This window comes from Aureimonas psammosilenae, assembly GCF_009176975.1.
Classification (GTDB): domain Bacteria; phylum Pseudomonadota; class Alphaproteobacteria; order Rhizobiales; family Rhizobiaceae; genus Plantimonas; species Plantimonas psammosilenae.
The window spans coordinates 29,300-41,766 of record NZ_WEZG01000002.1 but is presented as its reverse complement, the minus strand read 5'-3'; the positions used below and the strand labels follow the sequence as shown (position 1 = coordinate 41,766).

At 65.3% G+C, this 12,467-nt stretch carries 7 protein-coding genes; 3 read left to right on the top strand and 4 right to left on the bottom strand.

Features of this window, described 5'->3' with window-relative positions; genetic code table 11:
- Positions 1 to 34: 34 nt before the first annotated feature.
- Together F9929_RS03940 and F9929_RS03935 are read right to left on the bottom strand one after the other, a co-directional pair.
- A complete protein-coding gene (locus F9929_RS03940) occupies positions 35 to 889 on the bottom strand; it encodes a hypothetical protein (protein WP_152045254.1) in 855 nt (284 codons plus the stop codon).
- A 243-nt stretch (positions 890 to 1,132) separates the two neighbouring features.
- Positions 1,133 to 2,602 (bottom strand): O-antigen ligase family protein, encoded by a 1,470-nt coding sequence (locus tag F9929_RS03935; protein WP_152045253.1) that lies wholly within the window; start codon positions 2,600 to 2,602, stop codon positions 1,133 to 1,135.
- Positions 2,603 to 2,878: 276 nt separating this feature from the next.
- Here F9929_RS03935 and F9929_RS03930 point away from each other — a divergent pair, with 276 nt between their 5' ends.
- The 3 genes from F9929_RS03930 (at position 2,879) to F9929_RS03920 (ending at position 5,874) form a co-directional block, all read left to right on the top strand.
- The gene (locus tag F9929_RS03930; RefSeq protein WP_152045252.1) at positions 2,879 to 3,799 is read left to right on the top strand and encodes a beta-1,6-N-acetylglucosaminyltransferase; all 921 of its coding nucleotides are present in this window, start codon (positions 2,879 to 2,881) and stop codon (positions 3,797 to 3,799) included.
- Between the two features lie 103 nt (positions 3,800 to 3,902).
- On the top strand, positions 3,903 to 5,300 hold the full coding sequence (locus tag F9929_RS03925; protein ID WP_152045251.1) for an O-antigen ligase family protein: 1,398 nt from the start codon (positions 3,903 to 3,905) through the stop codon (positions 5,298 to 5,300).
- Positions 5,301 to 5,472: 172 nt separating this feature from the next.
- Entirely contained in the window at positions 5,473 to 5,874 is a 402-nt protein-coding gene (locus F9929_RS03920) for a VanZ family protein (RefSeq protein ID WP_152045250.1), read from the top strand.
- 5 nt (positions 5,875 to 5,879) lie between these two features.
- Here the strand turns inward: F9929_RS03920 and F9929_RS03915 are convergent, their stop codons facing one another.
- Together F9929_RS03915 and F9929_RS03910 are read right to left on the bottom strand one after the other, a co-directional pair.
- A complete protein-coding gene (locus F9929_RS03915; protein WP_193227609.1) occupies positions 5,880 to 6,818 on the bottom strand; it encodes a glycoside hydrolase family 5 protein in 939 nt (312 codons plus the stop codon).
- Between the two features lie 169 nt (positions 6,819 to 6,987).
- Entirely contained in the window at positions 6,988 to 12,321 is a 5,334-nt protein-coding gene (locus F9929_RS03910; protein WP_193227608.1) for a cellulase family glycosylhydrolase, read from the bottom strand.
- Between the last annotated feature and the right edge of the window lie 146 nt (positions 12,322 to 12,467).

The window sequence follows — 12,467 nt, the reverse complement described above, 5'->3', positions numbered from 1 at the left end:
TCGCTGCGGTCGAGTTACGACCCCAGCCGACCCGTCAGTTCACACAAAACGGGCTGATGCTGGCATCGCAGCCGTCGTCACCATCTCTGATGACAATGATGCGCACAGTATCATTATCTCCGTCGTTGTCGACAGAAATGGAACGCCCGCCGGAAAGCGAGTAGGTTTCGACCGTCGTCGGCACGACCTCGTCGCCGCCGAGACCCGCGCTGAACGGACCGGCATTTCCCGAGCCCGTCAGGCCCGCCGCGGCCGCTCCGCCGCCACCTCCGCCGGCGCCGAGCGCGGCCACCTGCATGTCGTTGGAAGCGGCGACAAAGGCCGTCATCAAGGGCGCCGTGGCAAGCTCGGCAACCTTGGCCTGGATCAGCGCGGCATATTCGGGGCTGGTCCGCACGCAGCCGAAAGCCGCCCGCCCGAGCCCTGCGCCGATGGCGCCCGCCCGATCCACGCTGACTTCCTTGGACAAGGCGATCAAGGCGTCGATGGCGCGCTTATCGCTGCCGGCAAGGGACCGAACCTTGTTCGACAGCGTCACATTGTCCGTGCCCCAGCGGGACACGAGATCCTGCGGGTTGGCGAGAAAGGCATCGACCTCCGCCATGGATGCACCGGCGGGGGGAAGGAAGCAGGACGCCATCACCTGCCCCTCGCCGTTGGGCGCGGCGGCGGTTGTGGCAGCGCCCTCCCCCTGCGGCGCGGCAGTCGCATCAGGCGTCGCGGAAACGGCCGGCGCTTGGCTGACCGGAGCGGCGGACGGGGCGGCAGGCGGAGCGGCGATCGCGGCCGGGGTCGCTTCCTGCGCCATGGCCGCGCCGGTCCAGCCCGCGCCGAGAATGGACGACACGGACAACGAAGCGACGGCGAGCAAGCCTGTATAGGACTTCAACGGCGAACCCTCCCAGAAGCGGTTTCCGTTTCGGAAAACGAAACCCGCAAATCCCGCAGTCCACCTCGCAGCGGCGCGGCCCTTCCAAAACAATAGTCGGCCACGTCCGCGTCCAAACGCGAAGCCGATCAGTCCGCAGCGATTTAAGTGAGCATACGAAGGATGTCCATTCACATCCCAATGCATCATTAACTCTTAAAATGCCGTTTTATACAAATGTGATCGGCTGACCGGCGAGGATCTTTACGCAACGTTCAACGCTTTCGGGCGGGCATCACCGGACACCGGATCGAGATGCTTTCCGCTGCCGGATCTGCTTTTCGTGCGCCTCATCGCTGTTCCGCAGGTGGCGGCCATCAGGATCGCCACCCAGATCGCGATGCCGGGGATCTGCAGCGAGAAATCCACGAGATCGTGCATGGTGAGGAGGAGGAGAAGCGACAAACCGATCGCCGGCACGAAGGCGAACCTTCGCCGCCGGACCAGGCCGCGAAGCAGGACCGTCACCAGAATGGCATAGACCACGGCGGCCGCCGCCACGAAGCCGATCCCGAGCGTCACGAGACCCTCGAGATAGAAGTTATGCGCCTTATCGAAAGCGCCGTAGATGCCGCAGGCGGGATCGCGGAACGGCAGAAAGGCGAGTTCGAATGTTCCGGCACCGGTGCCGAAAGGCCACGCCTCGACCGCCGCCCGCCAGATGCCCGGCAGAAAACAGAAGCGGGCGTCGTCCAAGCCGCGAAGCTCGGCGCGCCGCAGGGTCTGACCACCGAGCAGAAGCAGCGCGAACAGGCAGCCGATGGCCGCGAGTGCCAGCGCAAGGGAGGCCCGGCGCAGGCGCTGCCCCCAGGTTGCGGGTCCCCGCAAGGGCGCCAAGCCGTTCATGAGAAGGATCAGGAAGCAGAAGGCCGCGAGCGTCGAGCCGATGCCGGCTCTCGATGTCGTCAGGAAAAGCGCGAAGATCGTGACGGAGGCGGCCAGAACCAGGATCGCGAGGGACCAGTCTTCCGCGCTTTTCCGGCTCTTTAAGGGAAGCGCTGCCAATGTCTTGAAGACCGGCCGACCCTTGAGCAGGGAAATCGCGAACCCGATCAGAACCAGAAACGTGCAACCGAGAAAGGTCGCGGCGGAGTTCCGGTTGACGAAGATCGCCGTCAGGCTGTCCAGGTAAGCCTTCTTCTCGAAGATCAGCAGCGTATCGGGGAAGAGCGCGAACTGCGCGATCCCGAAGAAGGCGACGAGTGCCCCGACGAGCCCGCAGAAGCGCAGCATGCGCAAGCTCGCCTCGTCGCTGTCGAGAACATGCAGCGAGGCGGAAAACACCAGAAACGGCGACAGGATCACGGGAAGAGCCGCGAGGCTGAGGCCGGGCGCGATGGAGGTGCTCCCATTCAAGGACACGCCGAGGAGTTCCGAAGCAGCCCCCCATACCGGCGACGGCGGAAAAGGCGAGAGTTCGGGAAAAACCTGCAGGAAAACATAGATCGCCAGAAACGCGGCCACCGTCAGCCCGGCGGCCGAGACCCATCCGAAGCGCCCTGGCAGGAGAAAAGCGAAACCGCACCATAGCGCCACGATCAGCGTGGCGAAGGGCATGGCGAAGGACCCCGTCGAGCCGAGCGGCAGGAGAGCGATGAGCGCGACGACACGAAGACTCCAAACGGCAAGATTGCTTGTCCGCGGTCCCGCTTCCCCCCGATTCTCCACTGCCATGGCTCATCCACCGCATACGCTCGCGTCAAGACCGACGCGCTTTCCACCTGCCCCTTACGCCTTGCCACTCCCCAGCCAGCGCTTCGGCGTCGTCGCACGTCGAACACATCTTCCCCGATCCGAGGCGCATGCAGGGCGGATCGAAAGGAGACGCGGTGGGCGCATCTTCCGAAACGGTCAAGACCGGGTATGTTCCCGCCTAACGCGGCGGGGCGGTTCCACAACGGCCCGCTTCCGGTATGAACGATGGCAACGGTTACTGTTTAAAGGTGAATAATGAGCGGTAAGGTCGGCTTCGTCATCGTATCCCATGCGAATCCGGAACAAGCGCTTCGGCTGTCACGCATGATCAACCGGATGTACGACGATCCGCCCATCGTTTGCCATCACGATTTCAGTCAGTGCGCACTCAGCACCGATCTTTTCCCCGCCAATGTGCGCTTCGTGCAGCCCTCCATCGCCACGGGCTGGGGAAAGTGGAGCGTCGTCGAGTCCTTCCTCGCCGCCCTGAAACTCCTTTACGAGGATGGCGGTCCCGACTGGTTCTTTCTTCTCAGCGCGTCCGATTACCCGGTGAAGCCGGCGGCGGAGGTCTTGCGTGAACTGGAGGCGACCGATTGCGACGCCTTCATCGACATCCACCAATTGGGGAGTCACACGCCGGCCGCGACAATCGTCGGCGACTGGAACCCCAAGCTCGACTTTCTGGAGAACGACTTCTCGCGAAAGGAGAAGCGTAACTTCTACCTGAACTTCCAGATGTGGCTGCCGATCCTGCGCCGCAAGCCGAAGCTGCGCGTCGGTCGATACACCGCTTACTTCCCCTTCCAGGGCAAGACGCCGTTTCACGATCGGTTTCATCTGTTCTACGGCGAGCATTGGTTCGCCGCCAACCGCCGCGCGGCGCGCGCGCTTCTGGAGCCGACAGACGACCACCGCCGCCTGCAACAGCATCTGCGCCTGCGCTTCGGGCCGGACGAGTGTTATTACCAGACGATCCTCGCCAACACGGCCGGCCTGAAACTCTGCCGCGACAACAAGCGCTTCGTGGAATGGTCGGGCCTTGGCGCGCATCCAAAACCGCTCGTTTCCTCCGACCTGCCGGGGGCCTTCGCGTCGGGCGCGTTCTTCGCCCGCAAGTTCAAGCCGAACGCCCCCGTGCTCGACGAGATCGACGCGGCGATCGCCCCAGCCTGACCGTCGTGCGGGCAAGGCTGCCGGCGCCCGGTTTCGGCGCCAAGCTTGCATTCGCTTCCCGTATGGCCTTTATCCGGGCCTGCTGATCCAAGGGGTTATTCAAATGCGCGCCAGGGCGATCCCCGCCGTTCCCCGGTCACCTTGGGCCAAATGGGCAAATCTCTACATCACCCTTTGCCCGGCAATCATGCTGGCTTACCCGATGCTCGTCTACCCGATGATGACGAGCGCCTTTTCGGCTGCGACCGGCGTTTCCACGGCCGCTGCCAATGTCGAGGCGTCCGAAAGCAACCTCATCAACGTCCTTTATTTCCTCGGCTTCGGGGGACTGGCGGTTCTCACCGCGATGCCGCGCCTCGCCAACACGAACAAGATCTCGTGGTCGCTGGCGACCGGCGCCATCGTTCTCTATCTCGCCCTCGCCTTGTGCAGCGTGACATGGGCCCTGGCGCCGGCGATCTCCTTCCGCCGACTGGTGCAGCAGGGCCTCATCGTCTTCACGGCGCTGTTCGCCGGGATCGCCGAGCCCGATCCGCGAAAGATCGTCCGGCGGCTGGCCGATCTGATGATGATCGTGGTGGGCATCAACATCCTCTGGCTGGGGGTGAAACCGCCAAGTCCCATCGGTGTCGAGGGCATCTTCCCGCAGAAGAACCTGCTCGGGGCCGCCATGCTTGTCTGCCTGCCGGTGCTGATCTTCGAAGCCATCAACACCTCGTTCCGGCGGCGGCTCTTGTGCATCGTCTGTGTTCTCTGCGCCCTTCTGTTGCTGGTGGTCTCGCAATCCAAGACCTCGCTCGGCATCGCCTTTCTGGTGCCGACGATCGCGATCACCGCGGTGGTTATGGGCCGCATCCTGCGCATGACGCCGTCCTGGCCGTTCTTCTTCCTTCTTCTGGTGGGAACGGCGCTCAGCATGTTGATCGGCGAGATCATGGGCTTCTCGCTCGACATGCTGTCGATGCTTCTATTCAACGACACGACCTTCACCGGCCGGACCTTCATCTGGGACTTCGTTCTCAGCCAGGCGCAGCTGCGCCCGACATTCGGCTACGGCTTCAACAGCTTCTGGGCGATCGGCCTGAACACGCCGAGCCTGCAAAGCGCGCCGGGCTTCATCGTTTCCCTTCTCCAGGCGCATAACGGCTACATCGATATCCGCGCGGAAACGGGCTATGTCGGCCTGATGCTGATGGTCTTCATCATCATCGCCGCCATCCTGCAGGCGACCCGGCGCGGGCTGTGCAAGGACCCGACCTTGATGTGGATGGCGCTGACGCTGATCCTCACCGCCGTCGTCCATAACGGCCTCGAAAGCAGCTTCTTCCGCGGTTTCCAGCTCATGTGGATGTCGTTTTTGACGGCCGTCGGCCTCACCGCGCCGCGATACGTCATGGCGACGATCATGCCGAAGGTCAACGCCGGCCGGTCCAAAAGCGTCGCCGTGCCTGTCGGCCGGCAATGGGCGGCCGGCCATCGCGCCGCGCGGTCCTCGCGCTAGGCCAGCCTTGGCCGGCACAGCTTCGCCGGGAAGCGATGCCGCTCATGCGAAAAGATTTGCCCGCCTGCCCAGCATCGACGCGCCGGACATGGAAAAGCCCGTTTGATGGGACCGCTGGAGCGAACGGCGAACCGACCGTTCGCTTCGGAATAAACGTCCAACCAGGATCGCCATGAACGTCGTCAGAACCGTCCGCATCGCAGCCTTGATCGGCGCAGCCTCGGGCCTCGGCTTCGTGGCCTATGTCACCCTGTCGCCGATCGAGCAGCGGCCGGTGATCGCCGGGATCGGCATCGAGCATGTGGCGGCGTTCGGCGTGATCGGCGGTTTGTTCGGCCTCGCCTTTCCCAGGCGAGTTCTGCCGTCGTTCCTGTTCGTGATCGCCTGCGCGGCGTGCCTGGAAGCCGCCCAGCATCTCGTGCCGGGCCGTCACGGGCGCTGGGTCGATCTCGGCATGAAGGCGCTCGGGTCCTGCCTTGGCTTCGGCGGCGCGATGATCGTCAACGCGGTGGCCAGACGATTGCCGGGCGGCGATCTCTGGGTAGCGAAGAAATACGCACGCAAGACCGCCTGATCCCGTCAGGCGAATTCGCGCAGCAGTTCAAGTTGCGGGGCGGCGCGCAGATTGTCGTAATCGCGCGGCTCCACCGAGAACGGGTAAGGCGGCTGACGGCGGCCTTCCGCCCAGAACCACCCCCCGGCCCAGAATGTCGCGCCGACCCAGACATCGGCATTCGCGGCAAGATAGGACAAGCAAGCGCGGCCTTCCGCCATGTCCCCTTGGTCGGCCGTGAAGCCGAACTCGCCGAGATAAAGCCGCCGCCCGGTCGAGCGCGCCCAATCCGTGACCTCGGCGAAGGATGAGTCAGCGCTTCCCGCGATCGCGCGATGACCGTCCAAGGGCTTGCCGCCCTTGCCGTCGAAATATTCGTGGACTTCCACGATGACGTTCGGATCGACGATCTCTTCGAAGGCGTCGGCGTTCTGGTCGACGAAGCCGCCGGCCGTGCCCCAATAGGTGCCCATGATGGCGACGGGAATGGTAGGCGCGGCTTCGCGAATGCCTGCCAGACCCGCGACCGCGAGTTTGACCCATTCCGCCGGCTTCTGCTTGTTGGGCTCGTTCATCAGCCCGAGCCAGACATTGCCGCAGCCGCGATAGATCTCGGCGATCTGCCGCCAGGTGTTCTCGAACCAGGAAAGGTCCTTCGCGCTCGCCGTGAGCGGCGTGCCATCGGGCCATTTGGCATATTCGTGGAGATCGAGAACCACGACGATTCCGTGCCGCGCGGCGCGGCGGACGGCCGCCATCACGGCGTCGACATCCGGCCCGTAAGCTCCATTCTCCCGGATGAGGCGGGCCGACAGGAAGGGCACGCGCAGAATGCGCATTCTCATTGCCGCATACCAGTCGATCTGCTCGACGGAGGGGTAGAGATAGTCCTTCCCCAGGCGCCCCGGCAGCTTGTTGCCGCCAAATTCGCCACCGGCGAGGTTGACGCCGATCAGCGGTTTCATCGTTCTTGGAATCATCCGATCCCCTTCTTTCCACCAGCCTCCCGGCCGCACTTTCAGGACGCGACCGATGAGTGCCGAATAACGGAGAACCTTGGCGATTATGGTTCGGACCGAGCCGTCGCCGGGAAAGAAGGAGGATCGACGGTTCCGGCCCGAAAGCCGAACCTGCTTAAATGATGAACATATCCTCGCGCACCGCGTCGAGTTTCATGCCGGTCAGGTCGATGGTGGTCGTATCCGAAACGGTGAGCGTGACGCCCCCGGCATATTCCTTCAGCCCGGCCTGGATCTCAGCGAAGCTCAATCCCGTCGCGGACAAGTCGATCTTGTCGGCCGCAACATCGAAATCCTCGATCGTCGCGGCGCCGGGCTTGGTGGTGAACACGAAGATATCGGACCCTGCACCGCCCCGCAGCACGTCGTTGCCGCCGTTGCCGAAGATGATGTTGTCGTTGGCGTCACCGACGAGCTTGTCGTCGAAGGCCGAGCCGGTCAGGTTCTCGATGCCGCTCAGGCGGTCGCCCTCGGCATCGCCGCCGAAACCGAGGCCGTTGGAGAGTTCGACATGCACGCCCGTGGCCGAGCGACTGTAGCTCGCCGTGTCGATGCCGGCGCCCCCGGTCAGGGTGTCGGCACCGGCGCCGCCTTCCAGCGTGTCGTTGCCGGCTCCGCCGATGAGGATGTTGCGGCCGCTGTCGCCCGACAGGGCGTCGTCGAAGCGCGAACCGGTGATGTTCTCGATCGAGATCAGACGATCGCCTTCCGCGTCGCCGCCGAAGCCCTGCCCGGCCACGAGATCGACGCGAACGCCGGCCTGCGAGCCCTCGTAGCTGGCCGTATCGCGGTCGGCGCCGCCGTCGAGGAGATCGGCGCCCGCGCCGCCTTCCAGGATGTCGTTCGACGCACCACCATACAGCGCGTTGTCGTTGGCGTCGCCCTTCAGCGTATCGCTGGAGCTCGACCCGACGAGGTTCTCGATCCCGGTCAGCGTGTCGCCGCCAGCATCGCCGCCCGACGCCGTGCCGGTGGAAAGATCGATCTGCACGCCGCCGCGCGAAGCGGCATAGCTTGCCGTATCGATGCCCGCGCCGCCGATCAGCGTGTCGGAGCCGGTGCCGCCGATCAGCATGTCGTTGCCGTCGCCGCCGTCGATGACGTTGTTGCCGGTGCCGCCCACGAGAAGATCGTCATAGGCCGAGCCGATGAGGTTCTCGATGCCGCTCAGGCGATCGCCCTCGGCATCGCCGCCAAAACCGAGGCCCGTCGATAGTTCGACGTGAACGCCGGCCGACGAACGGCTGTAGCTCGCGGTGTCGTAGCCCGCGCCGCCGTTCAGCGTGTCCGCGCCCGCGCCGCCTTCCAACAGGTCGTTGCCGCCCGCTCCATCCAGAACGTTGCGGCCGGCATCGCCGATCAGCGTATCGTCGAAGCGCGAACCGACGAGGTTCTCGATCGAGATCAGGCGATCGCCTTCCGCGTCGCCGCCAAAGCCCTGCCCGGCCACGAGATCGACGCGAACGCCGGACTGCGAGCCGGCATAGCTCGCCGTGTCGCGACCCTCGCCGCCATCCAGAAGATCGGCCCCGACGCCGCCTTCCAGCGTGTCGTTCGACGCCCCGCCGTAAAGCGCGTTGTTGTTGGCGTCGCCTTCCAGGCTGTCGGCGAAGCTCGTGCCGATGAGATTTTCGATGCCGATCAGCGTGTCGCCGGCGGCATCGCCGCCGAGCGCCATTCCGGCCGACAGGTCGATCTGCACTCCGGCGCGCGACGCGGCGTAGCTCGCGGTATCGGAACCCGCGCCGCCGATCAGCATGTCGGAGCCCGCGCCGCCGATCAGTGTGTCGTTGCCGTCGCCGCCGTCCAGGGTATTGTTGCCGGCGCTTCCGATCAGCGTGTCGTCGAAGGCCGAGCCCGTCACGTTCTCGATGCCGGTCAGGCGGTCGCCTTCGGCATCGCCCCCGAAGCCGAGACCGGTCGAAAGCTCGACCCGCACCGCCGCCGCCGAGCGGCTGTAGCTCGCCGTGTCGTAGCCCGTCCCGCCGTTCAGCGTATCGGCGCCCGCACCGCCTTCCAGCGTGTCGTTACCCGCACCGCCGTCGATGACGTTGCGGCCGGCATCGCCGACGAGCGTGTCGTCGAAGCGCGAGCCGACGAGGTTCTCGATCGCGATCAGGCGGTCGCCCTCGGCATCGCCGCCGGACGCCGTTCCGGCTGCGAGATCGACGCTGACGCCAGCCAGCGACCCGGCATAACTCACCGTGTCGCGGTCCGCGCCGCCGTCGAGGACGTCGGCTCCAGCGCCGCCCTCCAGCGTGTCGTTGCCCGCGCCGCCCGAAAGGGTGTCGTCGCCGGCACCGCCGAGAAGCGTGTTGGCGAAGCGGTCGCCCGAAAGGGTGTCGTTCAGCGCGGAACCGGTCAGGTTCTCGATGCCGCTCAAGCGGTCGCCCGCAGCGTCGCCCCCGGAACCGAGACCGGTCGCCAGATTGACGGAAACGCCCGCCTGGGACCCGGCATAGCTCGCCGTATCCACCCCCGCGCCGCCGATCAGCGTATCGGCGCCCGCGCCGCCCGAAAGGAGATCGTTGCCGGCGCCGCCGTCGAGGACGTTCGCGCCCGCGTCGCCGGTCAAGGTGTCGTCGAAGGCCGAACCCGTGAGATTCTCGATCCCGACCAGCACATCCCCGAAGGCGTCGCCGCCGCTGAGGAGGCCCGTTGACAGGTCGATCATGACGGCGGCCTGCGAGCGGCTGTAGCTCGCCGTATCGAGGCCCGCGCCGCCGATCAGCGTATCGCTCCCCGCACCGCCTTCCAACGTGTCGTTGCCCGCACCGCCGTCGAGGGTGTTGGACAATCCATCGCCCGTCAGAACGTCGTCGAAGGCCGAGCCGGTCAGGTTCTCGATGCTGAACAGCGTATCGCCTTCGGCGTCGCCGCCGGTGCCCGTGCCCGCCGCGAGATCGACTTTGACGCCGCTTTGCGACCCGGCATAGCTCACGGTGTCGCGGTCTCCGCCACCATCGAGCCTGTCCGCGCCCGCGCCGCCTTCGAGCGTGTCGGCACCCGCGCCGCCGCTCAGCGAGTTGGCCCCCGCATCGCCGCGCAGCGTATCGGAGAAATTCGAACCGATGATGTTCTCGATGCCGGTGAGCTTGTCGCCTTCGGCGTCGCCCCCGGTTCCCGTGCCCGCAGTGAGATCGATCTGAATGCCGGCGCGCGAGTTGGTGTAGCTCGCCGTATCGACGCCCTCCCCACCGATCAGGGTATCGGCGCCCGCGCCGCCGATCAGGGTGTCGGCGCCCGCGCCGCCGTCGAGAACGTTGGCATTGCCGTCGCCCACCAAGGTGTCGTCGAAGGCCGAACCGGTGAGGTTCTCGATCGAGATCAAACGATCGCCCTCGGCGTCGCCGCCGAATCCGAGGCCCGTGGAAAGCTCGGCCCGCACGCCCGTTTCCGAGCGGCTGTAGCTCGCCGTGTCGGAACCCGTTCCGCCGTTCAGGGTATCGGCGGCGCCCCCGCCTTCCAGCGTGTCGTTGCCGTCGCCGCCGGTCAGGATGTTGCGGCCGGAATTGCCGTAAAGAACGTCGTCGAAATTCGACCCGAGGAGATCCTCGATATTGATCAGCTTGTCGCCTTCGGCATCGGCCCCGAAGCCCCTGCCGGACACGAGATCGACCCGGACGCCGCCGTTGGAACCGGCATAGCTCGCTGTGTCGCGGTCCGCGCCGCCGTCCAGCGTGTCGGCGCCCGCGCCGCCTTCCAGGACGTCGTTCGCCGCGCCACCCGACAGGGTGTTGGCATTGGCGTCGCCGCGCAGCGTATCGGCGAAGGTGGTGCCGATGACGTTCTCGATGCCGATCAGGACGTCGCCGGTGGCATCGCCGCCCTGCGCCGTGCCGGCGGCGAGATCGATCTGGACGGCCTTCGAACTGGCATAGCTGACCGTGTCGGAGCCCGCCCCGCCGATCAGCGTGTCGCCGCCACCGCCGCCGATCAGCGTGTCGTCACCGTCGCCGCCTTCGAGCCGGTTGATCCCGCCATCGCCGGTGAGATTGTCGTTGAAGCGCGAGCCGATGACGTTCTCGATCGACACGAACGTATCGGTGGCCGCGTAGCGGCCGTAGCCGATGCCGCGGTTGAGCTGCACCGTGACGCCGCCTTCGGCCTCGGCATAGGAAACGGTGTCGCTGCCGCGCCCGCCGTTCATGTAGTCCGCGCCGGCTCCAGCCACGAAGAGATCGTTTCCGTCCCGGCCATAGAAGGAACTGCCGTCGGCGGCGGCCACGAACTTGTCGTCATAGGCCGAGCCGATGACGGTCTTGAAGGAAGCGAGCTTGTCGCCTTCGGCCCAGCCGCCGGACCCCACGCCCTTGGCCAGATCCACGGTGACGCCGGCCGTGCTGTTGACGTAGCTGACGATATCGGCGCCGTCGCCGCCGTTGAGATCGTCGGCATTGGCGGAAGCGAGGAACATATCCGCCTTGTCGGTTCCCACGATCGGAGGAACCTGCGACGTTCCGTCGGGCGCCGGGCTCGACACCACCTTCGACGCATCGAGAAGGGTGCCGTCGAAATTCGGCACGCCGTCGTTCAGATGCTTCTGCAGAGTCGCCATCGTCGGGCGGTCGGTACCGTCCGCATAAGGCTCGGTCGTCAGCTTGTAGTAGCTCCAGAAGTCGCCGCCGGCCCAATAGCCGGACGACACCCCGTATTCGCCGAGCTTGCTGAGAAAGATGTCGGTGACGGTCTGCCAGCGCGGATCGTCGGACGGAACGCCGAACTCGCCGACGAAGCCCTTCAGATTGTTCGCGGTCAGCCAGTCCAGGAAGGGCTGGACGCGCTCGGCGCCGATATTGGGATAGATGTAATCGCGGTCGTAGGAGTTGTTGTACTTCCCGCCGCTCGTTCCATCGAAATAGATATGGGCCTGATAGATCAGGTTGTCGGCCGGATCGTTGAGAATCAGGTCCTTGTTGCTGGAGTTCAGCCAGCCCGACGCGCCGCTGTAATGATCGCCGCTGATATAGATCGCCTGGTCCATGTCGACGGCGCGGATGGCATCGACGGTCTTCTGGGCGACGCGGGGCCAGACGCTGTCATTGGCGAGCCCGAAGGGTTCGTTCATGAGGTCGTAGCCGGAAACGGCAACGTTGCCCTTCAGGGCGCCCGCCATCTTCACCCAGAAATCCGGCAGGGCCGTTTCCGGAACGGCCGCGCTTCCGATCCGCTGGCCGTCGTAGCGCGCATAGTTGTGCAGATCGACGATGACCTTCATGCCGAAGGATTCGGCATGGGCCAGAAACGTCGTCAGATGCTCCATCTCCGCCGGGTCGAGCTCGCCGAAAAGCGTCGGCTGCATTCGCTCCCAGGCAAGCGGCAGCCTGACCGTATCGAAGCCCTTGCTGTGGTAATATTCGAGGTCGGCGTCGGAGGGGTAAGCGTAGTCCTTACCGTAGACCCCGGTACGCGGTGCGAATTCGGCGCCAGCAAGGTTGATAGCGATCAATTCACTCACCTCTTTACACGTCAATGAAAAGGACCCGGAGGCTCAAAGCGCCTGACAGGTCCATCCGCATTTCCGGTCCGCACCCCGCTTGCGCCGGGAAAGACCTGACAAACCAGTACGCGCGATGCTTCGCCGGAATGAGGCGC